Source organism: Acinetobacter sp. NIPH 2100, from assembly GCF_000369805.1.
Lineage (GTDB): Bacteria > Pseudomonadota > Gammaproteobacteria > Pseudomonadales > Moraxellaceae > Acinetobacter.
In genome coordinates this window covers 1,899,647-1,922,818 of sequence record NZ_KB850224.1, presented here as the reverse complement: position 1 = coordinate 1,922,818, position 23,172 = coordinate 1,899,647, and the positions used below count along the sequence as shown (strand labels likewise).

Sequence of the window (23,172 nt, the reverse complement as noted above, 5' to 3'; positions counted from 1 at the left end):
TTGTAATTTGCCAATGAACTTTTCCTTTTATTTTTTAAAAAACACACAGAAGGATAGACAAGTAAACATGTATGTTTACTTGTTCTCTATCTGTTTGCTGCTGCTATCTATTCCAGCAGTAGCCTCTGCTTCACAAACGGTCAAACATGCTTTGGGAGAAACAGTGATTAAAGGTCAACCTGTACGTGTCATCAGTTTGTTTCAAGGCGCTACAGATACTTTAGTGGCTTTAGGCATTAAGCCGATTGGAGTCGTTGAATCTTGGTCTGAAAAGCCGATGTATAAATATTTAAGACCCTCATTGACGGGAGTTCATTACCTTGGTTTAGAAACTCAACCGAGTTTAGAAGATATCGCATTGCTTAAACCCGATCTGATTATTGCATCAAGATTCCGTAATGAAAAAACCTATACTTTACTCTCTCAAATTGCTCCAACCATCGCGTTAGACGAAGTGTATGAGTTTCGCCAAACACTTAAGATTGTTGGTCAAGCCGTTGGAAGGCAAAAGAAGGCAGATCTGTTACTAAAACAATGGGACAACCGAATTATTGCTACACGTGCAAACTTAAAGCAGCAGTTTGGTGAGAAGTGGCCTGAAAGTGTTTCATTATTAGAGTTCAGAGAAGACCATGTCCGAGCATATTCACCGCATAGTTTTTCTGGCTCAATTTTATCTGAATTGGGCTTCAAATGGTCTAAAGGCACAGCAAATCAGCAATGGGCTTTACAAAAACTAGTTAATAAAGAAAGCATTCCGATTATTAATGCTGACAATTTCTTTATTTTTATGCGCGACAAGCCCGCTGTTCAAAAGAATTATCAGCAATGGACTTCACATCCGCTTTGGAAGCAAATGCGTGCCGCCCAAATGAAACAGATCTATCAAGTCGATAGTGTCAGTTGGAATTTATCAGGTGGGATTCTAGGCGCCAACAAGGTTTTAGATGAAGTCAACCATACAGTTAGACATGCTGATTAGGTCCATCTCTTATGAATAAAAATCAGCGTGTCACTCTTCCTAGCAATCCATTTATCTTGCAACCCATACATAAACTATGTGTAGCTCTCATTCTTTTAATCTTATGCGCGCTCTTTAGTCTTGCGATTGGACATGAATATATTCATCTCAACGTTGTCTTACAAGCGATGGGGCAATATGATCCATTGAATATTCAACATGTCTTAGTCCAAACCACTCGCTTGTCTAGACCAATCATTGCAATGGTCGTTGGCGCTTGTCTTGCAGTTGCAGGAACGCTGATGCAAGCACTGACTCGAAACCCGTTGGCTTCACCGGGTATTTTTGGCATCAATGCTGGGGCAATGTTTAGTATTGTTTTATTTTCTGGACTCTTTGCACTTGATTCACTTGGGCAATATCTATGGCTGGCATTTTTCGGTGCCGCAGTCGCAGGTATTTTGGTTTATTTTTTAGGAATGGTAGGGCAAAGACAACTCAATACGCTCAGAATTGTATTGGCAGGAGCTGCTGTTACTGCATTATTTAGCTCATTTACCCAAGCAATGCTGGTGATTGATCAAGAAGGATTGGATAGCATTTTATTCTGGTTGGCAGGTTCAGTTGCAAATCGGCAATTAAACATCGTTTGGCCTGTTTTGCCTTATATGATGAGTTGTCTGTTTCTCATTTATCTCTTGGCAAAGCCAATTAATATCTTAATGGCAGGTGAGGAGATCGCAAAAGGTTTGGGACAACGAACTATCCTGATTCAAGTCATGATGGGTATTGCCATTATTATTTTAGCAGGCGGCGCTGTAGCCATTGCAGGAAATATTGCCTTTATCGGTTTAATCGTACCGCATATTGTACGTCGACTTATCTCATCAGATCACCAATGGTTAATTCCAGGCTGCGCTATTTTGGGTGCATTATTATTGTTACTGGCAGATATTCTTGCTCGATTGGTGATTTTTCCTCAGGAAATACCCATTGGGGTTATGACTGCTTTATTGGGCGCACCATTCTTCATCTATTTAGTCCGTAAAGGTATGCGCCATGGATAAAACTTTTATCTTACGTTTCGGTCAATTTTCAAGAATTATCCATCTCCGTACAATGATTGTAGTGAGCTGCCTCACGCTTTTAACTTTTTTTCAGATTTTTCTCTCTTTATCTGTCGGTAAAATTCCCATTGCTCTAACTGAAGTCCTAAATGAATTCTTTTTTAAAGGAGATGGTGATTATCACTTTATTTTAGAGACTCTTCGATTACCAAGAATCTTAATGGCACTGATGATTGGGGCAGCCTTGGCTTTATCAGGGCTTATTTTGCAGAGCATTATTCGCAATCCTCTAGCTTCGCCAGATATCTTGGGTATTACGGCAGGAGCTTCAGCCTCTGCTGTCTTCTTCATGTCCTTCCTTGCAACCAGTTTATCAATTCAGTGGTTGCCTGTTTTTGCAACTTTTGGAGCATGGTTAACCGCATTGCTCATTTACCTATTGGCATGGCGAAATGGTGTAACGCCCATACGCCTGGTACTGATTGGTATTGGTCTTTCTTCGATTATGGGGGCAGTCACTACTTTAATTTTAGTATTGAGCCCTTTGACTACGACCTTATCGGCATATGTTTGGTTAACTGGCAGTATCTATGGGGCTTTATGGCAGGATGTAACGCAGCTTGCGATCTGGTTAGCAGTATTACTATTTTTAATGATCTGGGTTGCTCGTCATGTTAATCCACACGAGTTAGGTGATGACATATTGGTGGGTTTAGGCATCAAACCTGAACGACATCGCATGTGGTTATTATTTCTTGCCGTGGCATTAGCAGCGATATCTGTAGCATATGCAGGTGCTATTGCTTTTGTGGGCTTAATTGCCCCACACATTGCAAGATATTTGGTACCTCGTTCTTTTCCTGATTTAGCCGTCACATCCTGTTTAGTCGGCGCCAATTTATTAATGCTTGCTGATTTGGTCGGACGAACTCTGTTTTTACCCAAAGACTTGCCTGCAGGTATTTTTGTTTCTTTATTGGGAACACCATTCTTTCTTTATTTGTTGTTCAGACAACGCCGTTCTTTTTAGGGAGGAGAGTAGATGATATATCCTATCCAAAGTAAATCATTAACATTGGCTTATGAACAGCAAATTGTAATAGATCAACTCGATCTAAATATTCCAAGCGCTAAAATTACAGTTCTGGTTGGTAGTAATGGGTGTGGAAAAAGTACTTTACTTAAATCGTTTGCACGACTCATTCGACCTAAACATGGTTCTATTCTGTTGAATGGGGCAGATATCCATCATCAAATGACTGCAAAAGTTGCTCAAAACTTATCGATTCTTCCGCAATCACCTCAGGTGCCAGATGGACTTACTGTTTATCAACTTGTTCGAATGGGTCGATATCCTCATCAAAACTGGTTAAAACAATGGTCAGTTGAGGATGAAGATAAAGTAACTCAGGCTTTGAATCATACTCATTTGTCTGAACTTAGAAATCGTTTGGTCGATTCGCTATCTGGAGGACAGAGACAGCGTGCGTGGATTGCAATGACTTTAGCTCAAGACACCGATATTTTACTGTTAGATGAACCAACAACCTATTTGGATCTAGCGCACCAAATTGAAATTTTGGATTTGCTTTATGATTTAAATCAGCAGCATAAAAAAACCATTGTCATGGTGTTGCACGATCTCAATCTGGCCTGTCGCTATGCCCATCATATGATTGCTGTGGCAAATAAGAATGTTTATGCACAAGGCATTCCATCTGAAATACTCACTGCAAATACAGTAAAAAATGTTTTTGGTCTAGACAGTCTTATTGTATCGGATCCTCTTTTTGGAACACCCTTATGTATCCCTTATGGAAAAGGACAACACAGAGAACATCCCAATGAGGCAAAAGAACAGTATATTTCCCCAGGATCTGATCAATGTTGATATCGACCGATCTTTTTTTAGCAGAAGAATGGAAAATACTATCGGAATCTCTAGCACTGATTAGCGCTCAAGAACGGCGTATTGAAAACTGCATAGAAGTTTCCATGCTGCTGGATCACGAACGTTGTGAAAAGCTGCTATTTGAATTGACGCCAGTCATTCATTCGCCGTCTATAAAAATTACGGCGTCCTTATTAAGTAAACGTTATGCATTTCTTGCAACTGCTTCCAGCTTATATGCGATGACCGTATTCAACAAAGGGATCGATTTTTCAGCAGATAATTGTTTCTTAGATTTTAGCTTTGAACAACGGCTTTGGCGCTCAAAAATGCCAGTAAAAGATCTGTCTTATTCTCTACCTCATGATCATAGGGCACAGTGGCGTGAAGGCATTGTGAAAAAAATATTTGCAGATAATCTAGCGCAAGTTTGGCAAGTTTTTGTCGATGTATCAAAAGTAAACCCAAGAATTCTTTGGGAAAATACTGCAGTTAGAGTATTTTCACTTTATGAAAAACGAATTCAGAAAATCAATAATTGTGCGGTGCAGAGAAATCTGCAGGAAGATTTCCGTTATTTACTTGAACAAGCACCACCCGAAGTGTTTGGACTTAGTGATAATCCATTAAAACGCTTCAATTTCAAGAAAATAAGAGTAGTAGAAACTGGCGAAGAAGTCCGGTATCGGAAAAGTTGCTGCTTTTATTATAAAGCCTCAGACCCTGTTGAGTATTGTTCAACATGTCCTTTAGTGCATCCAGATATAAAAAAACGTAAGGTGAAAAATGTTTAAAATTAATCCCCGAATAGAAGGGAGTGATCATGTGTTAAGGAAGCTTTATCAAGATATAGATACTTCTGTAATTGGTCATTTTACTGATTTTGGACATGTCAGAAATGTTCATTACATGGGTAATCAAGCGCCACATATTGTTGGTAATGCGATTACAGTACGAATCCCGCATTGTGATGGAAGTATTCTCCGTGAAGCATTAATCCAAAGCCAACCTGACGATATACTGGTGATTGATACCTCGGGAGATTATCAACGTGCATGCTGGGGAGAGCTTAGGACTCTTGCCGCAATGATTAAAAATCTTGCAGGTGTTGTTATTGATGGTGCTGTGACAGATATCGACTCAATTAAAACATTAGGCTTTCCAGTCTTTGCCAGAACCATTAGTCCACTTACAACACGATCTTTAAAACTAGAAGGTGAAATCAACTCTGTCATCAGTGTAGGCGGTGTTTGTGTACAGGCAGGGGATTTGGTTATTGCTGACAGTAATGGAGTTTTTATCTTAGAACCCACGAGAGCCAACGAGCTAGCTGCGATATTTATAGAAAAAAAAGAACAAGATAAGATTCGATATAATGAGCTTTTGTCAAAATATAAAATGACGCGATAACACAAACTGATTTCTACACGCATAGAATCCACTAAAAATATCGAAGATATGTTGTAGAAATACTTGTTCAATCTGAGAAAATTGGGAATACTCAAGCCCGTAAAATTCGGGCTGTAAAATTATCTTTTGGGGTTAGGCAACTATTGTGAAAACGTATCCATTTTCTCGTTTACAAAAAGCATTATTGGCGGTTGGTTCATTTTCATATCTAGGACTAAGCCCTGTGGTTTTACATGCGGAAGAGCCACAAAGACTTGAAACAATCACTGTAACGGCTGAAAGCTTACCCACGATTTATTATCAACCCAAAGTAAATTTATCGGGTTTTACTCAGCAACAGCTTGCAGAAATTCCAGCCTCTATCAGCACCGTAACAGCAGAGCGTATTGCAGACCAACACGCTAAAACCTTAACCGATCTGATTAAGAATGATGCTGCAGCAGGCGATGGTTATGCGCCAATTGGTTATTATCCAAATATTGTTATGCGTGGCTTTGCTTTAAATTTGGGCTCAAGCTATTTGCTGAATGGTAACTTGCTACGGGGTGAACAAAATGTTGCGCTTGAAAACAAAGAACAAGTCGAAATTTTAAAAGGCATTAGTGCCATTCAAAGTGGCATGTCGACAACAGGTGGCGTCATTAACTATGTCACTAAGCGTCCTAAAGACATCCGTTCACTAACGCTTGAAGTGGACAGTCATGGTGGTCATCGTGTAGCAACCGATCTTGGCGGTTTACTCGGTGAAAAGCAGCAGTTTGGTTATCGTATCAATCTGGCCAATGAAGAAATTCATCCGCATGTTGAACATGCAGATGGAAAACGTTTGTTTGGTTCTTTAGCTTTAGATTGGAAAATTTCAGACCGCTCAAAACTAGAGTTTGATCTCGAGTCACAGCGCCAACGCCAACGATCAGTACCAGGTTACCAGTTACTGGATGGTAAAACAGTACCTACAGGTATTGATTGGGACCGATTACTTGGTTATCAAAGTTGGGGCAAACCCGTCACCAATGAAAGCCTAAATGCGGGCTTAAAATATAGCTACCAAATCAATAATAACTGGGCGACTAATCTCAGTGCTTCTCAAAGTCGGGTTGTAGTTGATGATTACTCATCATTTGCATACACCTTCGACCAAAACGGAAACTATGATATTTATGATTTCCGCAGTCCTGATGATAGCTATTTAACCAATCAGTTTAAAGCTGGGCTAAATGGCAAATTTAATACAGGAACTTGGCAACATAAGCTTAGCTTAGAACTATCGCAAAGCTATAAGCGTCATGCGCAATACGATGCGTTAAATGAATGGGTCGGTACAGGAAATATTTATCAGGACCCTGATCCATTTACGCCAAGTGGAAAAACCTTAGGCAATCATTACAAATCATTTAAGAGTCAACAAACAGCTCTAAATTTGCTCGACCAAATTGATTTGAATCAAGAATGGTCAGTTATCGCTGGTGGAAAACTACTTCATTTAAATGAAGATGCCTATGATGCAACAGGTAATAAAATTAGAGATACCAATTTCAATCGGTTCTTACCACAATTTGCCTTGATGTATCAGCCATGGCAGGACACTCATCTTTATGCTTCATATGCAAAAGGTTTAAGTGATGGTGGACAAGCACCGTGGTACGCCAATAATGCATTTGCAACATTGGCACCTAAACACTCAACCCAATATGAGATCGGTATTAAGCAACAGTGGCAAGCCTTACTATTGACTGCTTCTTTATTTGAGTTAAAGCAAGATAACCAATATACCAATACGGATAGTGACTATGTTACTGATGGCAAACAACAGAATCTTGGCTTGGAACTTGGTGTGCAAGGCCGTTTAGGACAAAATCTGGATATCACATCTTCTCTAGCACTTACACGTTCACGTTTAAAAGACATTCAGGCAAACGAATATCAAGGCCATCAAACGCAAAATGTCCCTAGCATACGCATCGCGAACTCTGTGTCTTATCAATTACCACAAGTAGATGGATTACGTTTACTGGCGGGCATGCAATACAGCAGCAGTAAATATGCCAATCGAACAGGGAGTGTGAAAGTATCAGGCTATACCTTGTTTAATGTAGGTACGGCTTATAATTTCCGAGCCTATGGCTATGACAATACCCTCCGATTTAACATTGACAATGTATTTAATAAGAAATATTGGCGCGATGTTGGAAGCTTCTTCGGGGATGATTATTTATTCCTTGGGACACCACGCACAGCTCAGTTGTCATGGAATGTAAGCTTCTAATTGAGCAAATTGATTTTTGCTTTCGCATCTAGTGTAAACCCCAAAAGCCCTAGAGATTTGTGTTGAGTTATTGATAGTAGCAATGTGTAGGGCTAAATTTCTGGATGGTGGATTGCGGGAAGATACTGATTCGGAGCAATTAGATCAATATCTTTTAAACCCGTAGAAGTAATGACATCGAATAGATCTTTAACAAATCAAGAGCAATCTGTACTCACCATCCTTCTCAGCAGGTGCTCGATGCACACATGGCGACACCTGTTGTGTAGGATGATCTACCGCCAGACGCCAAAGATGTCCCGAACCTAAATTCACAGGTTTCGCATCTGTTTTAGGCTGATAATGTAGATCAAAAAAATACTCCGCCAAGAAAGTTTCAAAGTCAGCCGCTGGGCCGTCATATAATTTCTTTAACTTTTCTCTAATTTCTGGAATCAAAATCTTTTGTTCAACTTGATCTTGAGCCAGAATATCGCTTGCAGGTCCATGATAGGTACATAAAAAAGTATCGGTTTCGATAGGTGATCGATCCACATGATATGAATATACATCGGTTGAAATGAAATCGAGCTCTTCGTCCCGTTCATAGCTCTTCAGCAAATTAAGGCAAGGGGATGCACCTAAATTAGTGAGTAACTGTATATCTGCTAAGATAATTTCCCTTGCCAGATGGCCTTTTTCTGAAAGTGGTAATGCCAAAAGATCTTCAATAGAAACTTCAGTAATATTCTCTTTTAATTCAAGTTTAGCCACAATTTCATTAAAATCACCCACCAAACTTCTATGCCAGCAAAGAGCATTGATATCACCGTGAAAATGGGTATTGATAAGTTCAGAAAATGTAGAAACTACACCCACTTGAGCATGTTCAGAATATGGATTCTTCATATGAGAATTAAAAAATAAACTTGGCTTAATTATACAAGTAACTTTATCGAAATGTTGTTCGCCCATCAATGATATTGATTTAAATACACTTTATTAATTCAACCTAAGCTATTGATTAATTTTACTATATGAGTAGAACCTACAAATCTGATGTCATTTAGATGATTGAATAGAAAAATATGATTTTCATTAATTTGCAATGTAATAGGCACAAAATAAACAATGAAAAATTTTACGCCTGTCTGTTCGCGTATTGGAAAAAGCACTTTTATATCATTTAGAGTAATCAATGACTTCTATGCATGCACTAACAAATGGTCAGGAACACTGTTTGGAAACTTATATAAATCGAGAGTTATCTTTATTAGAGTTTCATAAACGCGTGCTTGCACAGGCAAAAGATGATGGTCATCCACTGCTTGAACGCCTTAATTTTTTAATTATTTTTTCTCGCAATCTGGATGAGTTCTTCGAAATCCGTGTTGCTAGTTTACGACAGCAAATGAATTTGTCGACTCAAACGCTGGGACCAGAAGGGACGGCGCTCAATGAAGTATTACAGCAAATCTCGAAAGTTGTTCATGAAGCGGTAGAAGAACAATATAAAATATTAAACCATTCTATTCTTCCTCAATTGCAAGGTCATGGTGTTCATTACATCCAGTATGCGGACATACTCGAAAAGCATAAAGCTTGGATTAAAGATTATTTTTTTAATGAAGTGCAACCTGTTGTTACCCCGATTAGTTTAGATCCAGCACATCCATTTCCACGTTTGGTCAATAAAAGTCTGAATTTTATTGTGACCTTAGAAGGAAAAGATGCATTTGGACGAGAAATTGATTTAGCTATCGTACCAGCGCCGAGATCATTGCCTCGATTGGTTAAATTGCCAAATCAAATTTCAGGGAACTCAGAACATTACATTTTACTGTCTGCAATTATTCAGGAACATATTGCAGATTTGTTCCCAGGTATGAAAGCCACGGGATGCTATCAATTTCGTGTCACACGGAATGCCGATTTAACCGTTTCAGAAGATGTTGAAGACTTAGCCATTGCATTAAAAGGTGAATTATCCGCTAGACGTTTTGGGCGTGCCGTTCGATTAGAGGTGAATAAAAACTGTCCTGAGCATATTGCAGACTATTTGTTGGAACAATTTGAGTTAGAAAAACAGCATTTATATCATGTGGATGGCCCTGTCAATCTAGCTCGTTTTATTGCCAATTTTGATTTACCAGCATTACGCTTCCAGCCCTACCAACAAAAAATCCCAAAAGCACTCTATACCCAAAAACCAATTTTTGATGTGCTACAAGCAGGAGATGTATTGTTACATCATCCATTTGATAGCTTTGCTCCAGTGATCAAGCTCCTCAGAGATGCTGCTTATGATCCCAATGTACTTGCGATTAAACAAACGCTCTATCGGAGCGGCGCAGACTCAGAGATTGTCAAAATTCTTGCAGAAGCCGCTAGAAACGGCAAAGAAGTAACAGCGGTTATTGAATTAAGAGCTCGTTTTGATGAAGAATCAAATATTGAAGTGGCCAATGTACTTCAAGAGGCGGGTGCTGTTGTGGTGTATGGAATTGTTGGCTATAAAACCCATGCCAAAATGATTCTGGTAGTGCGCAGAGAACAAGATAGAATCAAACGATATGTGCATTTAGGTACAGGAAACTACCATGCGACCAATGCAAAAATTTATACAGATTATGGCTTGTTAACCAATGATGATGACATTTGTGAGGATGTACATAAAGTCTTTCAGGAGTTAACAGGTATGGGGAAGATGGCAAAATTGAAAAAACTCTTCCATGCTCCATTCACCTTACATTCGCAACTTATTGAATTAATACAACAAGAAATTGAAAATAGTAAAGCCGGTAAAAAAGCACAGATCATGATCAAGGTAAATGCCTTGACTGAACCTCAATTGATTAATGCACTTTATAAAGCTTCGCAAGCCGGTGTTCAGATCGATTTGATTATCCGGTCAATTTGTTGTTTACGACCACAGGTCAAAGGGCTTTCAGAAAATATTAGAGTTCGTTCAATCGTGGGACGCTATTTAGAACATACGCGTGTTTATTATTTTTATAACGATGGTGAGATTAAACTGTATTGCGCCAGTGCGGACTGGATGGGCCGAAATCTATTCTCTCGTATCGAATGTTGTTTCCCGATAGAAGATAAGAAGCTAAAAAAACTCATTATTGAAGATGGCCTGAAGAATTATTTGAAAGATAATCGCAGAGCATGGGAGCTTCAAGCAGATGGGACATGGCTACAATGTCAACCGAAACCAGATCAAGTTGTCCATATCGCACAAAGATATTTAATGGATCGAGAGATCGGGTGACACTGAATTGTCATGAACAGCGATTAAGCTAATTTTAGAAGAACAAAAAAGAGCTCATAGGGACGTAACAATAATAATTTTATCTCTTATCACACAACATACCGTTCATTTTCCAACCCACTTCGCTGGGTTTTTTATTGCATCAGAAAAAGTGATGCGTCTAAACGTTTGTAGAAAAGCCGCAACTTTTTTGGCTTCATTCTGAGCCAACAAAACTTGTAAAATCTGGATAAATAATTTTAGGCTTCAACAAGGGTTTATTCCAATTTAAGCTGATAGTCATCCTTGGTAATTTTAATTTTGATTTTTTGAAATTTTCTTTTATTTGGATCTAGAGCAGAATTAGTAACCTCATTGGCAAAATCTTTGTTTCTCATCAAGTCATAATAGGCTTTATAACCGAGTAGCATCTTCTGAGGTTTCTCTCCATGTTGTTGGCTATAAGACTCAATCAATTGGCTAAGGGACTCGAAGATAGAGTTTACTGTCATATGAATTGCCTCTAAATACGTAGAAGAAGTACAGTTAAGTTAATCAATCTTTATTAAATATTTAAGACAATTTTATAAATAACAACATTCGACCCGATGTCCATTTCCGAGCCATGATTTTCATCTTATATGTGCTTAGCAACTACTTTAGTCCGGGTTGGTGATCATCTTTTACCTTTGAATATGAGTGGGCAAAGTATTAAAACCACTTATGTTTATTTTTAACTATTGAAAAAAGAGGCAATGCATCTTACAAACTCATTAACTTCAAGTTAATGGTATTGAATTTAGGTTGATTGATCAGACATAAGAAAAAGCTTTTCATAAGGTAAGTCATCGTTAGCAAGGAAAAGCACATGGAATGTTCTGTTCAAAATAAAGCAAATCTATGGACAAAACGTCGACATGCTAAACAATTGAAACTAGAACAAGTACGTCAATACACTGATGGTGTTGTGATTCCTAGACAAAATATTATTCAAGTCTTGGAAACTTTGATCAGTTCAGGCGATAAGGTTGTACTTGAAGGGAATAATCAAAAACAAGCTGACTTTTTATCGCGTGCTCTCGCTCAAGTTAATCCAAAGACAGTTCATCACTTACATATGATTATGCCTAGTGTCGGACGTCCAGAACATCTCGACATTTTTGAAAAAGGAATTGCACGCAAGCTCGATTTTTCATTCGCTGGAACGCAAAGTTTACGCATTAGTCAGTTGCTTGAAGATGGGCTGCTTGAGATAGGGGCTATTCATACATACATTGAACTGTATTCACGTTTACTGGTTGATTTAATCCCAAATGTTGTTTTATCGGCAGGATTCATGGCAGACCGTCATGGCAATATTTACACAGGTCCAAGTACAGAAGATTCACCCGCATTAATTGAACCCGCTGCCTTCAGTGACGGTATTGTGATTGTACAAGTGAATGAGCTTGTCGATGATGTGCAAGATCTTCCTCGTGTGGATATTCCAGCGTCTTGGGTTGATTTTGTCGTGGTTGCGGATAAACCTTTTTATATTGAACCGTTATTTACGCGAGATCCGAAGCACATTAAACCCGTTCACGTTTTAATGGCCATGATGGCAATACGTGGAATTTATGAACGTCATCAGGTGCAATCACTGAATCATGGCATTGGCTTTAATACGGCGGCAATAGAATTAATTTTGCCGACTTATGGCGAATCATTAGGTCTAAAAGGAAAAATTTGTCGTAACTGGACTTTAAATCCACATCCAACGCTTATTCCTGCAATTGAAACAGGTTGGGTTGAAAGCGTGCATTGCTTTGGTACAGAACTAGGGATGGAAAAATACATCGCGGCACGACCAGATATTTTCTTCACTGGCCGTGATGGATCTTTACGTTCTAATCGCATGATGTGTCAGTTAGCTGGACAATATGCAGTGGACCTTTTCATTGGTGCAACCTTACAAGTGGATGGGAGTGGTCATTCCTCAACCGTAACCAAAGGGCGTTTGGCTGGATTTGGTGGGGCTCCAAATATGGGACATGATCCACGTGGTAGACGACACTCAACACCTGCATGGCTCGATATGCGTATCCAAGGTGCAAATGAGACCGAAACATATCTAGCACGGGGTAAAAAATTAGTTGTACAAATGGTTGAAACATTCCAGGAAGGTGGAAAACCAACATTTGTGGATACGCTTGATGCAGTGGATGTCGCGAAAAAGGCAGGGATGCTTTTAGCACCAATCATGATCTATGGTGACGATGTGACCCATCTTTTAACCGAGGAAGGAATTGCATATCTCTATAAAGCACGAAGCTTGGAAGAGCGTCAGGCGATGATTGCAGCTGTGGCTGGTGTTACGGATATTGGCTTAAACCATGATCCGAAAAAAACCGAAAAATTACGACAAGAGGGCTTAGTGGTTTTCCCTGAAGATTTAGGCATCCGCCGTACCGATGCAACGCGTGAATTATTGGCGGCTAAAAATATTGCTGACCTTGTGACATGGTCGGATGGTCTGTATCAACCGCCTGCAAAATTTAGGAGCTGGTAATGAATGCACTCTTGAAAAAGACAGGTTTTAGCACGGCAGAATTCTTGGCAGATATGGCGGTACAGGCATTAATTGATGAAGTGAATTTAACCCCAAAACCTGCTTTGGTCGATCAGCGTGGTAGTGGCGCTCATGATGATTTAACGCTTGAGTTAATGGAACGTTCTGCTCAGTGCTTATTTCCAATGTTTAAGGCAATGGCAGAAGCTGCTGAGCTCTATGGCGAAGTTTGTACCGCTTTGCGAGAGGATATTGGACAGCTTGGTCGCTATGGTGAGCATCGTATGTTGCAAGTCACTCAGGGAGTAAATACACATCGTGGTGCAATTTGGTCAATTGGTCTGGTCGTGACATCTGCCGCATTAACGCTTTTAAATCAGCAAAGATGCACCGTTGAAGGGTTGTGCAAAACTGCCAGTGAACTGGCAAACATTGAAGATCAATTTGCCCCTAAACAACCAACCACGCATGGGCAGCAAGCCAGACAGAAATTTGGAATCAATGGAGCAAAACAACAAGCGCAACAGGGTTTTCCAGTGATTACCACATATGGACTCGCTCAACTACATCGTAGCCGTGTGCAAGGAATGCCTGAATCCGCAGCTCGATTGGATGCGCTACTGGCGATGATGGGGCAACTGACGGATACCTGCGTCATCCATCGAGCTGGGTTGGACGGACTTCATAAAATGCAGGTGGGTGCCCAACATGTATTGGCGCTAGGCGGTTGTTCAACAGTGCAAGGACAGCAACGCTTGTTACAACTTGAACAGGACTTATTGGCGATTCGAGCTTCTGCAGGCGGTGCAGCAGATTTACTGGCAACGCTCTTGTTCCTCGATGGCATAGAAAAATATCACTGGAAATAATCTTAGGGAAGATAACGATGGAAACATTAACTTTTGAATTTTCAGCAGGAGAGATTCCCAAAAAATCAGCACTCGTCGGCTGTGTGGGATCTGGTGATCTTGAAATTCTGATGGAACCAAATCGTTCAGGTCAAACCACGACAATCAAAGTGGTCACTTCTGTCGATGGTAGTCAACAACGCTGGAAAAATTTGTTTGAACGAATTTTTTCAATTCAACACCCTCCAGCAGTCAACATTGATATTCATGATTTTGGTGCAACCCCTGGCGTGGTTCGTTTAAGACTTGAACAGGCTTTTGAGGAGGTGAAAGGTGGCTGATCTTAATCACTTATTGAATAAACAAAGCTTTATTGAGCTTGGAGCGCGTGATCGAGCTAAATCTTTACTCGATGCTGGAAGTTTTCGTGAATTATTGGATCCATTTGCACGAATGATGTCTCCTTGGTTGCCGAAACAAAATATTGTTCCTCAAGCCGATGATGGCGTTGTTGTTGTTAAGGGAACAATTCAACAACACCCTGTTGTTGTCATCTCTATTGAAGGCATATTTCAAGGCGGTAGCTTGGGAGAAGTGGGTGGTGCCAAGATTGCAGGGGCTTTGGAACTGGCAATCGAAGATAATGTGAAAGGTATCCCGACAACGGCAATTTTATTGCTAGAAACAGGTGGAGTCCGCTTGCAAGAGGCAAATCTAGGATTGGCAGCAATTGCTGAAATTCAATCTGCGATTGTGGAACTGAGACAGTATCAACCCGTTATTGGTGTGATCGCTGGCAGCGTAGGCTGCTTTGGAGGAATGTCAATTGCGGCTGGATTGTGTAGTTATTTGATCATGACACAAGAAGGGCGATTAGGTTTAAACGGTCCTCAAGTAATTGAACAAGAGGCTGGTGTTCAGGAATACGACTCAAAAGATAGACCTTTTATCTGGAGTATTACGGGGGGAGTACAACGATTTGCCAGTGGTCTGGTTGACTTCTATGTTGAAGATGATCGCGTATCGATTCTAGAGCAAATTATCCATTGTATTTCACAAGGTAAACCTCGGATTCATAGAAGCAGTAATGCCACTTTTTACCTGTCAAAACTTCAACAGGTAGATACGACAGCACAGATATTGCCAACCGAAGTTCAAGCCTTATATCAAGGCAAAGAGGTCTAAAATGAATACACATATTACTCAAGCCTCCTCACGTGGACGAAACTGGTTTAATGCTTTAACCCAAAACTTTGATTTCATCAAAACCCAAATTGATTCATTGCTCATTGCTGATGGCCAATTGGATGGTCAAGACGTTCGTGTTTTTGCCATTGTCGCAGATGAACTGAATCGCTACCCACGTGCACGAAATGGTGAAGTTGGTTTATTGGAAGGTTGGTCATTGGCGCAAGCAATTGATGAAGTCATTCAAGCTGATCAAAGTAAATCTGTGAAGCGGAGTATTGTATGTATTGTCGATGTACCCAGTCAGGCTTATGGGCGTAGAGAGGAAGTGCTTGGCATCCATCAAGCGCTTGCGGGCGCCGTAGATGCGTATGCTACTGCTCGTTTGGCAGGGCATCCTGTGATTAGTTTACTTGTAGGTAAGTCGATGTCGGGTGCCTTTTTAGCACATGGTTATCAGGCTAATCGTATTTTGGCACTTAAGGACCCAGGAGTCATGGTACATGCGATGGGGAAAGAGTCTGCTGCTCGCGTCACTTTGAGAAGTGTAGAAGAGCTGGAAGTCTTGGCCGCCGCCATTCCACCAATGGCGTATGACATCGAAAGCTATAACACATTAGGATTGTTATCCAATGTCCTTGAGGTTGAAAATGCTGAGCAACCCACTCTAGCCGATGTCAGCGCTGTTAAAGCAGCATTGAATGAGGCGATTCAAGATATTCAGCAACAAGGCAAGGTTGATTTAAAACATCGCTTAAATGGGAAAAATCGTCAAGCATCAAAACAGGTTCGTGAATTATTACGTGAGCAATGGTCATGAACAGGTGTATTCAGGCACATGATTTATTGTGGGGAATGAGCCCACACATGTTACCTGATAACGTACCCGATTGGGCCATTCAAGTGCTATTAGAACAAAAGCCCGTTGTGGTTAGACGGGGAATGACTAAGATACATATGATCCCTGTGGGAATTCGAGGAGAACAAAGAAATCAACGCTTTGCAACCGAAATGCCGACTCAGGCGATCATCAAAACAGTGAGTCCAGAAAGTCTGCTTGCAAAGAATTTGGCCTTTTTCCCTCATTTACAGCACAAACTGCAGCAGATTTATACAACTATGCAAAGTTTTGCTTTGCCATGGGGATATACAGGAAGTGTAGGTTATGAATTGGCAACAGGACTTAAAACAGTCAATCAAAATAGTGATGTTGATTTATTGATTCGTACAGAACAATTTATCTCAAAATCAGAAGCGCAAATCATATTAACGGCTTTAGAAAATTTAGGTATCAACATTGATGTACAACTACAAACACCTTTAGGCGGCGTCGCACTCAAAGAATGGGCAAGGACAGCAGGAGAGGTTTTGCTAAAACAAAATGACAAAGCTGTTTTAGTCAAAAATCCTTGGCATTAAAAGGAAAAAGGCATGAGTTCAATGTGGGTATATCCAGGACAAGGTTCTCAGAAAGTGAATATGTTGCATGATTTACCTCAACATTCACTGGTGAAGACACATTTGGAACAGGCGTCAGATTTATTGCATCAAGATGTACTGTCGCTTGATCAAAAAGAAGCCTTGAAATCGACGTATTCCGTTCAGCTTTGTTTGTATATTGCTGGTGTAATTTGCTCTGCGCTGTTGAAAGAACAAGGTCTCAAACCAGATTATGTTGCAGGTTTATCGATTGGTGCATGGGCTGCGGCGACCGTCGCAGATGTCATCAGTTTCGAAGATGGTCTTGCATTGGTGGCCAAACGAGGAAAGTTGATGCAACAAGCCTATCCGAAAGGCTATGGCATGACAGCAATCCTCAGTTCGGACTCATCTAAAGTTCAGGAGTGGGTTTCAACGATCCATAAGCATCAATCTGATGTTTATATTGCAAATTTTAATGCACCGAATCAGATCGTGATTTCAGGTTCAGATCAAGCAATGCAACAGGTCGAAGCGCTTGCGATGCAATCTGGCGCAATAACTAAAAGATTAGAGGTCAGTGTGCCATCACACTGTTGTTTATTGGAAAAACAAGCCGAGCAATTGGCCTATTTGGCGGAGGGAGTTCAATTAAATCAACCAAATATTAAATATTTAAGCGGGACTTCTGCGCGTTTGCTTAGAACAGGTGAACAGATTCTTGATGATCTCGTTTTTAATATGAGCCGAACGATAGATTGGGAAAACACCGTTCAGGCTGCATGGGAGCGAGGTGTTCGATTACAGATCGAAGCTTTGCCAGGCACAACACTGACAGGTTTAGCACGGAAAGTATTTAAGGAAGGAACTGTTTTGTCTTTTCAAAATACAAGATTGGAAAATTTGATTATTGAAATGCAGAAATAAGGTAATTTTGCATAAACAAAATCAAAAATAAATGAAGTCACTCAATGGATAGAGGAAATTGAAAATGATTATTTATGGCGTTGGTTTACTCGCCTTATGTACGCTGGTAGGCGTCATAATTGGCGATGCTCTAGGTGTTCTGTTAGGCGTATCCTCAAATGTTGGCGGTGTCGGTATTGCGATGATCCTACTGATTTGTATTCGTTTATGGATGGACAAACGTGGTCTGATGAATGTCGATACAGAAAAAGGTGTGGTCTTTTGGGGCATGATGTATATCCCAGTTGTAGTTGCAATGGCAGCACAGCAAAATGTTGTTTCTGCGATTACAAGTGGACATATGGCCGTTTTAGCCGCAATTTTTTCTGTAGTACTATGCACTATCACAATTGCAGCCTTAAGTCGCTATAAAAAAGGCACGCCTTTACCAAAAGAAGAAATCAGCACATTAACAAGGGTAGGAGGCAAAGCTCATGGTTGAGATGCTATTAAAGGATTTAACGCATTTGGGCTTGATTACAGCATTTGCACTCATTGCCTTAATTATGTGGTTATCCACTAAATTATCAAAATATTTAACCAATGGTCGTGTGCATGCCTCTGCAATTGCAATCATTATTGGTTTGATATTGGCGTGGGTGGGTGGAACCGTTACAGGCGGTGAAAAAGGGATTACCGATATTGCCTTATTCTCTGGTATTGGCTTAATGGGCGGTGCGATGTTGCGAGATTTTACAATTGTCGCAACAGCATTTGAAGTACAAGCAACAGAAGCTAAAAAGGCAGGGTTTATTGGTGCATTCTCACTACTTTTAGGCACCATATTACCCTTCATAGTTGGATGTATCTTTGCATGGATTTTCGGTTATCGTGATGCTGTAAGTATTACCACGATTGGTGCAGGGGCTGTTACCTATATCGTTGGACCTGTTACTGGCGCAGCGATTGGAGCAAGTTCAGAAGTTATTGCGCTTTCAATTGCCACTGGTTTGGTAAAAGCAATTTGTGTCATGGTTTCGACACCGATGACTGCGAAATTTATGGGGCTCGATAATCCTCGTTCAGCAATGATTTTTGGTGGGCTGGCGGGCACAGTAAGTGGTGTGTCTGCTGGATTGGCAGCAACAGATCGCCGTTTAGTTCCTTATGGTGCATTAACTGCAACATTCCATACTGGTCTAGGCTGCTTAATGGGACCAACAATCTTGTTTTTTACCGTTAAAGCTTTGCTTGGCAGCTAAGCATTTATATTTGAAAAGCCCTTCATCAAATGTATGCAGGGCTTTTTTACATTTCTAAAAATCTTTTGGAAAACATACGGCATTCTGCAATTAATGCAAGTAGGTTTGGATCACGTTCTTTACTTTTTAGAAAAACCAAACCAATTTCTTGTTTAATTTGGAAGGGTGCTTTCAAAGGAATGAGCTTAACTGAACTTTCATAGATCGTTGAAATACGACCAGGTAACAAGGCAAGACCAACACCTGTACTCACCATGCTAACCAAAGTAAAAATGTCACTGACTTGTAAAAATACTTTTGGGTCAATTCCTGCTTTTTCGAACAAGATATCTGAATCATTACGGGTTGCAAAACCTTTGGAAAGCGTTAAAAACTTTTCATCCTTTAACGTCGTGAGATCCGCTTCATTCATTAAAGCCAATGGAGAATTTTTATTTACAGCCAAATAAATATCATCTTGAAACATCGGAAGTGTTTCAAAGTCAGCGTCATTGGTGGTGTCATTCAGAGCGACAATAATGGCATCTAATTCAGTGGATTTTAGTTTCTTTACCAAGTCCAAATTTGAACTCAGCAGGAGCTGAATATCCAACTCACCACGTCTTAACTTTAAGCCACTAATTACATTTGGAATCGTATTCACAGTAAGGGAATAGAGAGAGCCCAAATTCAATATTTTTGTAGCAAAGCCAGCTGCCTCACGGGTTTTATTTACCGTGACAATCATATCCTGAATAAGTTTCTGTGAATGCTCTTGCAAGACATAGGCACTTTTCAGTGGAATCAAGTTTCTTCCTTCATTCTTAAATAAAGGGCAGCGTAAAGCACTTTCTAAAGAATGGAGCGCCTTATGCACACTGACATTACTTATTTGCATCTCATCGGCCGCTTTGGATAAATTTCCATGACGCATAAAAGCCAAAAAAATTTGGATCTTTTTGAGGGTCAGTTCTTCTTCTATTTTCATAAAATTATCTAAATTAAAATAATAAAAACAATTATATAGATAAAGTCTCAGATATACTATTTTACTTATGTTCACCTAGAATCTAATTCACAATTAAATTTATGTTTAATAAACAATAAATTTAATTGCTTCGAGCATTAAAATTATAATTTATAAAATATTTGGTTCATGAACCTAGCTATGAATACAAATTTTCCTACTAAAAAGGCCTCAAGAATAGACTAAATTTATCTAGGAGAGTGGTGGCAGTCCACCACTAATTAAAATGCTGAGGCTACGATTTCTGTTTGGCTTTTTGGCGTAAAACATACAAATATAAGTTTTCTACTTTTTCACGTGCCCATGGTGTGGTGCGTAAGAATCGCAATGATGATTTAACACTTGGATCTATACAAAAACATCTAATTTCAATTTTACGACTTAAGCCTTTAAATCCACCGTAGTAATCCAATAACTCATCCAAAATGTCAGCAAGTTTTTTACCGTGTAAAGGGTCATTGGAAGTGTTCATAATAGATCAACAATATTTTTGGAGTCCATTATTATAACCTGAGGGAGTTAGAAAATGAGAGAGCTGGAATTTAAAAGTAATTAACATATAAAAAAGTACAGCTTATCTTCCTATACTGTGTAAAGCATAGGGTACAAACATGGACAAGACGAATCTAGATCAAATAACAGAATAATTTAATTTTGGTTTGAGACTTTCTTTTCTAAATGAATTGTCTTAAGGGCAAACATAGTAAAGTTTATGAAGTATTCCAAAGGTCAACTTATCATATTCTTTTAATAAAATAGAAATCACTTAAGTTATTGAATAGTGGTCAGGGAATGGACGTCATGCGACACATAAATTGCTATTCCTGTAACCTAATAATCAATAGCTTAAAGCTTTTAATGACAAAGAACGTTAGCAGTTTACGACACATAAGTTGTCATTTTTATAATCAATGTATTCAATTACCTGAAGCAAATGTTTCAAAAATAAATTAAGCTCTCATTTATTCTTTAAAACTACTTTTATCAATAAAGATTTTTCATTTAATTCACTATGTTTATAGGACATAATGATTCATGGATCTAAGCATTTTGTTAAAACTAATTGTACAAGGGCTTGTAAAACCATAAGTTCTTTCATTTGATTGAAGCCTATACTCCTATATTGAAGAAAAGGCATCAAAAGATGCCTTGTTTCTCTTTTTCCTGAATTTATTTAGCCATTTTTAAGACAACCTTACCTTTAGTTCGTCCAGTATTTACATATTGAAGAGCTTCATTCATTTGTGAGAATGGATATTCTTTATCAATGATAGGTTTAATTTTCCCAGCCTCAACAAGTTCGGCTATTTGAGATAGCTGAGATCCATTTGGTTGCATGAATAAAAATGAATAGGTAATGTCTCTTTTTTTCGCTTTATTACGAATGGACCAACTTAGAAGCGGAATGATAAATTTTAGTAACCAATTTGCTTTAATTGCTTCAGCAAAAGCACGGTCAGGTGGCCCTGAAATACTGATAATACGACCACCACGCTTTACAACATTTAATGATTTCTCTAAGGTTTTTCCACCTTGAGTATCTAAGACCACATCATAGTCTTTCAGTTCTTGCTCAAAATCCATTGTTTTGTAGTCAATAATAATATCAGCACCTAGTTCTCTAACCCAGCGAGTATTTTTACCACTTGTCGTTGTAGAAACAGTTGCACCTAGATGTTTAGCAAGCTGAATTGCAATCGATCCTACACCACCTGAGCCAGCATGAATCAATACTTTTTGGCCAGACCTAAGCTTTGCAATTTCTACTAATGCTTGCCATGCGGTCAAGGATACAAGCGGTAGTGATGCAGCATGCTCCATTGAAATATTTTGAGGTTTTAGTGCAAGTGACGATTGCTGAACGATGGTGTATTCGGCAAAAGCCCCATTCAAATCTGTCTTGGCATAGACTTCATCACCGACTTTAAACTGAGTAACATTTGAACCAACTTGAGCAACTACTCCTGCAAAGTCATTACCTAAAATAAATGGAAATTTAACAGGTAAAATCGCTTTGAATTCACCTTCTAGTACTCGTAAGTCAAGGGGATTAATGCTTGCTGCATGAACCTTAACAAGCACAGCATTTTCTGTAATGGATGGTTTAGGCTGTTCATCTAGCTGTATATCATCAATTTTGCCATAACGTTTAATATAGGCTGCTTTCATTTGGGACCTCTATATATTTCTTTTTTAATCGTTAGAAATGGATTTATTAAGTTGGGTTAAACTTTCAAACTGCGTTGAATCAATGTGTCAAAGATCTTTACTGGGGCAAATTTTCGTAAATTCTTTAAGTGTCTTGCTGTCTTGCCTGATGTATAACGAGGCAAAATGTTTTTACTGTTGATTACCGTTAAAATCGTCTTGGCAACAACACCCGGATCATCTGACTTATTAATTGCTTTTATCATGTGTTGATGGAGCTTCTCACGAATGTCGTCATATGCTGAGACTTTTGCATCTGCTTCTAGTAAATTTATGCCTAATGAAGTTTTGGTGTAAGCAGGTTCAATCAATGAAACACGAATGCCTTGTGTTCTCAATTCATGGTCTAAAGACTCTGAATAACCTTCAAGTGCATGTTTTGATGCGGAATAAAGCGCACCGAAGGGCATTGGCATAAGTCCTAAAACAGAGCTGATGTTCAGAATCAGTCCTGCTTTTTGCTCACGCATCACTGGAAGGACTGCTCGGGTCATTCGGACAACACCAAAGAAGTTGGTATCAAAAATAGCTTGAGCTTGTTGCATTGAACTTTCTTCCGCGCCAGCGGGTGCAATTGCGAATCCTGCATTATTGATCAAAACATCAATTCGACCTTCATTCTGAATCACTTTCTCAATTGCATGCTGAACCGAACTTTCATTATTTACATCTAGCTCAATCAGATGGAATTTATATTGGGATGAATCACTCGCACGTCGACTCGTACCATAAACAATAAAACCTGCTTCATGTAAAAGGTCTGCTGTTGCTAAACCAATACCAGAAGATGCACCCGTAATAAGAACTACTTTACTCGTCATACAATTTTCTCACTTGCAATAGGTCGGTGATGGAATGACCAATTTCACCTTGATGTTTTGATCATAATCTAAAAATAAAATAGTTACTACTAAAAAGATAGTGACAACGTGTTTTTGCTGATGTATGGTTAGTATT

At 39.4% G+C, this 23,172-nt stretch carries 23 protein-coding genes and 1 pseudogene; 17 read left to right on the top strand and 7 right to left on the bottom strand.

Annotated elements, in window-relative coordinates:
* The first annotated feature begins 67 nt into the window (after nt 1-67).
* From F887_RS09080 to F887_RS09110, 7 genes are all read left to right on the top strand, one after another.
* Nucleotides 68-982 (top strand): ABC transporter substrate-binding protein, encoded by a 915-nt coding sequence (locus F887_RS09080; protein ID WP_005294092.1) that lies wholly within the window; start codon nt 68-70, stop codon nt 980-982.
* Between the two features lie 11 nt (nt 983-993).
* Nucleotides 994-2,028, top strand: a complete 1,035-nt coding sequence (locus F887_RS09085) for a FecCD family ABC transporter permease (RefSeq protein ID WP_005294088.1) — start codon at nt 994-996, stop codon at nt 2,026-2,028.
* Nucleotides 2,021-3,058, top strand: coding sequence for a FecCD family ABC transporter permease (locus F887_RS09090; protein WP_005294086.1), 1,038 nt, complete (start codon nt 2,021-2,023; stop codon nt 3,056-3,058). The genes F887_RS09085 and F887_RS09090 overlap by 8 nt, the downstream gene beginning before the upstream one ends.
* A 12-nt stretch (nt 3,059-3,070) precedes the next feature.
* Nucleotides 3,071-3,919, top strand: coding sequence for an ABC transporter ATP-binding protein (locus tag F887_RS09095; RefSeq protein ID WP_005294084.1), 849 nt, complete (start codon nt 3,071-3,073; stop codon nt 3,917-3,919).
* Nucleotides 3,913-4,713, top strand: a complete 801-nt coding sequence (locus F887_RS09100) for an IucA/IucC family C-terminal-domain containing protein (protein WP_005294080.1) — start codon at nt 3,913-3,915, stop codon at nt 4,711-4,713. Before F887_RS09095 ends, F887_RS09100 begins: the two co-directional genes overlap by 7 nt.
* Complete coding sequence (locus tag F887_RS09105; protein ID WP_005294077.1) at nt 4,706-5,329, top strand: RraA family protein; 624 nt, start codon at nt 4,706-4,708, stop codon at nt 5,327-5,329. The genes F887_RS09100 and F887_RS09105 overlap by 8 nt, the downstream gene beginning before the upstream one ends.
* A 145-nt stretch (nt 5,330-5,474) precedes the next feature.
* Nucleotides 5,475-7,595 (top strand): TonB-dependent siderophore receptor, encoded by a 2,121-nt coding sequence (locus tag F887_RS09110; protein WP_005294074.1) that lies wholly within the window; start codon nt 5,475-5,477, stop codon nt 7,593-7,595.
* A 189-nt stretch (nt 7,596-7,784) separates the two neighbouring features.
* Here the strand turns inward: F887_RS09110 and F887_RS09115 are convergent, their stop codons facing one another.
* Nucleotides 7,785-8,483, bottom strand: coding sequence for a DUF1826 domain-containing protein (locus F887_RS09115; protein WP_032863127.1), 699 nt, complete (start codon nt 8,481-8,483; stop codon nt 7,785-7,787).
* Nucleotides 8,484-8,772: 289 nt separating this feature from the next.
* Between F887_RS09115 and ppk1 the strand changes: the two genes are divergently transcribed.
* Nucleotides 8,773-10,851, top strand: a complete 2,079-nt coding sequence (gene ppk1 / locus F887_RS09120; RefSeq protein WP_005294071.1) for a polyphosphate kinase 1 — start codon at nt 8,773-8,775, stop codon at nt 10,849-10,851.
* Between the two features lie 257 nt (nt 10,852-11,108).
* Here the strand turns inward: ppk1 and F887_RS09125 are convergent, their stop codons facing one another.
* Nucleotides 11,109-11,342: a hypothetical protein gene (locus F887_RS09125; protein ID WP_005294069.1), complete on the bottom strand. Its 234-nt coding sequence runs from the start codon at nt 11,340-11,342 to the stop codon at nt 11,109-11,111.
* A gap of 356 nt (nt 11,343-11,698) precedes the next feature.
* On the opposite strand from F887_RS09125, the gene mdcA reads away from it, so the two are divergent.
* From mdcA to madM, 9 genes are all read left to right on the top strand, one after another.
* The gene (gene mdcA, locus F887_RS09130; RefSeq protein ID WP_005294067.1) at nt 11,699-13,378 is read left to right on the top strand and encodes a malonate decarboxylase subunit alpha; all 1,680 of its coding nucleotides are present in this window, start codon (nt 11,699-11,701) and stop codon (nt 13,376-13,378) included.
* Nucleotides 13,378-14,247, top strand: coding sequence for a triphosphoribosyl-dephospho-CoA synthase (locus F887_RS09135; RefSeq protein WP_005294064.1), 870 nt, complete (start codon nt 13,378-13,380; stop codon nt 14,245-14,247). The genes mdcA and F887_RS09135 overlap by 1 nt, the downstream gene beginning before the upstream one ends.
* A gap of 17 nt (nt 14,248-14,264) precedes the next feature.
* Complete coding sequence (locus F887_RS09140; RefSeq protein WP_005294063.1) at nt 14,265-14,567, top strand: malonate decarboxylase subunit delta; 303 nt, start codon at nt 14,265-14,267, stop codon at nt 14,565-14,567.
* Entirely contained in the window at nt 14,560-15,411 is an 852-nt protein-coding gene (locus F887_RS09145; protein WP_005294060.1) for a biotin-independent malonate decarboxylase subunit beta, read from the top strand. Before F887_RS09140 ends, F887_RS09145 begins: the two co-directional genes overlap by 8 nt.
* A gap of 1 nt (nt 15,412) precedes the next feature.
* Nucleotides 15,413-16,234 carry a biotin-independent malonate decarboxylase subunit gamma gene (mdcE, locus tag F887_RS09150; protein WP_005294058.1) on the top strand — a complete coding sequence of 274 codons (822 nt, stop codon included), beginning with the start codon at nt 15,413-15,415 and terminating at the stop codon, nt 16,232-16,234.
* Nucleotides 16,231-16,833 carry a malonate decarboxylase holo-ACP synthase gene (locus F887_RS09155; protein WP_005294055.1) on the top strand — a complete coding sequence of 201 codons (603 nt, stop codon included), beginning with the start codon at nt 16,231-16,233 and terminating at the stop codon, nt 16,831-16,833. Before mdcE ends, F887_RS09155 begins: the two co-directional genes overlap by 4 nt.
* Before the next feature lie 12 nt (nt 16,834-16,845).
* Nucleotides 16,846-17,760 carry a malonate decarboxylase subunit epsilon gene (gene mdcH, locus F887_RS09160; protein ID WP_005294053.1) on the top strand — a complete coding sequence of 305 codons (915 nt, stop codon included), beginning with the start codon at nt 16,846-16,848 and terminating at the stop codon, nt 17,758-17,760.
* A 64-nt stretch (nt 17,761-17,824) separates the two neighbouring features.
* Nucleotides 17,825-18,241, top strand: a complete 417-nt coding sequence (madL, locus tag F887_RS09165) for a malonate transporter subunit MadL (protein WP_005294048.1) — start codon at nt 17,825-17,827, stop codon at nt 18,239-18,241.
* Nucleotides 18,234-19,001: a malonate transporter subunit MadM gene (madM, locus tag F887_RS09170; RefSeq protein ID WP_005294047.1), complete on the top strand. Its 768-nt coding sequence runs from the start codon at nt 18,234-18,236 to the stop codon at nt 18,999-19,001. The genes madL and madM overlap by 8 nt, the downstream gene beginning before the upstream one ends.
* A 46-nt stretch (nt 19,002-19,047) precedes the next feature.
* Here madM and F887_RS09175 read toward each other — a convergent pair whose 3' ends face one another.
* The 5 genes and pseudogenes from F887_RS09175 to F887_RS09190 all read right to left on the bottom strand — a co-directional run bounded on the left by F887_RS09175 (nt 19,048) and on the right by F887_RS09190 (nt 23,036).
* Nucleotides 19,048-19,968, bottom strand: a complete 921-nt coding sequence (locus F887_RS09175; protein ID WP_005294046.1) for a LysR family transcriptional regulator — start codon at nt 19,966-19,968, stop codon at nt 19,048-19,050.
* Between the two features lie 274 nt (nt 19,969-20,242).
* On the bottom strand, nt 20,243-20,479 hold the full coding sequence (locus F887_RS09180) for a VF530 family protein (RefSeq protein WP_005294043.1): 237 nt from the start codon (nt 20,477-20,479) through the stop codon (nt 20,243-20,245).
* Between the two features lie 113 nt (nt 20,480-20,592).
* Nucleotides 20,593-20,709, bottom strand: a pseudogene (locus F887_RS18900) (site-specific integrase); the annotation flags it as partial.
* Nucleotides 20,710-21,177: 468 nt separating this feature from the next.
* Nucleotides 21,178-22,176 carry an NADP-dependent oxidoreductase gene (locus F887_RS09185; protein WP_005294042.1) on the bottom strand — a complete coding sequence of 333 codons (999 nt, stop codon included), beginning with the start codon at nt 22,174-22,176 and terminating at the stop codon, nt 21,178-21,180.
* A 56-nt stretch (nt 22,177-22,232) separates the two neighbouring features.
* Nucleotides 22,233-23,036, bottom strand: a complete 804-nt coding sequence (locus F887_RS09190; protein WP_005294041.1) for an oxidoreductase — start codon at nt 23,034-23,036, stop codon at nt 22,233-22,235.
* Between the last annotated feature and the right edge of the window lie 136 nt (nt 23,037-23,172).

Bases quoted from the DNA above. Each gene is read 5' to 3' on its own strand.
- F887_RS09140 (WP_005294063.1), top strand. From the start codon at position 14,265: ATGGAAACATTAACTTTTGAATTTTCAGCAGGAGAGATTCCCAAAAAA.
- F887_RS09190 (WP_005294041.1), bottom strand. From the start codon at position 23,036: ATGACGAGTAAAGTAGTTCTTATTACGGGTGCATCTTCTGGTATTGGT.
- madL (WP_005294048.1), top strand. From the start codon at position 17,825: ATGATTATTTATGGCGTTGGTTTACTCGCCTTATGTACGCTGGTAGGC.
- mdcE (WP_005294058.1), top strand. From the start codon at position 15,413: ATGAATACACATATTACTCAAGCCTCCTCACGTGGACGAAACTGGTTT.
- F887_RS09080 (WP_005294092.1), top strand. From the start codon at position 68: ATGTATGTTTACTTGTTCTCTATCTGTTTGCTGCTGCTATCTATTCCA.
- F887_RS09090 (WP_005294086.1), top strand. From the start codon at position 2,021: ATGGATAAAACTTTTATCTTACGTTTCGGTCAATTTTCAAGAATTATC.
- F887_RS09185 (WP_005294042.1), bottom strand. From the start codon at position 22,176: ATGAAAGCAGCCTATATTAAACGTTATGGCAAAATTGATGATATACAG.
- mdcH (WP_005294053.1), top strand. From the start codon at position 16,846: ATGAGTTCAATGTGGGTATATCCAGGACAAGGTTCTCAGAAAGTGAAT.
- F887_RS09095 (WP_005294084.1), top strand. From the start codon at position 3,071: ATGATATATCCTATCCAAAGTAAATCATTAACATTGGCTTATGAACAG.
- F887_RS09155 (WP_005294055.1), top strand. From the start codon at position 16,231: ATGAACAGGTGTATTCAGGCACATGATTTATTGTGGGGAATGAGCCCA.
- F887_RS09180 (WP_005294043.1), bottom strand. From the start codon at position 20,479: ATGAACACTTCCAATGACCCTTTACACGGTAAAAAACTTGCTGACATT.
- F887_RS09115 (WP_032863127.1), bottom strand. From the start codon at position 8,483: ATGAAGAATCCATATTCTGAACATGCTCAAGTGGGTGTAGTTTCTACA.
- F887_RS09085 (WP_005294088.1), top strand. From the start codon at position 994: ATGAATAAAAATCAGCGTGTCACTCTTCCTAGCAATCCATTTATCTTG.
- F887_RS09125 (WP_005294069.1), bottom strand. From the start codon at position 11,342: ATGACAGTAAACTCTATCTTCGAGTCCCTTAGCCAATTGATTGAGTCT.
- F887_RS09135 (WP_005294064.1), top strand. From the start codon at position 13,378: ATGAATGCACTCTTGAAAAAGACAGGTTTTAGCACGGCAGAATTCTTG.
- F887_RS09175 (WP_005294046.1), bottom strand. From the start codon at position 19,968: ATGAAAATAGAAGAAGAACTGACCCTCAAAAAGATCCAAATTTTTTTG.
- F887_RS09100 (WP_005294080.1), top strand. From the start codon at position 3,913: ATGTTGATATCGACCGATCTTTTTTTAGCAGAAGAATGGAAAATACTA.
- F887_RS09105 (WP_005294077.1), top strand. From the start codon at position 4,706: ATGTTTAAAATTAATCCCCGAATAGAAGGGAGTGATCATGTGTTAAGG.
- mdcA (WP_005294067.1), top strand. From the start codon at position 11,699: ATGGAATGTTCTGTTCAAAATAAAGCAAATCTATGGACAAAACGTCGA.
- ppk1 (WP_005294071.1), top strand. From the start codon at position 8,773: ATGACTTCTATGCATGCACTAACAAATGGTCAGGAACACTGTTTGGAA.
- madM (WP_005294047.1), top strand. From the start codon at position 18,234: ATGGTTGAGATGCTATTAAAGGATTTAACGCATTTGGGCTTGATTACA.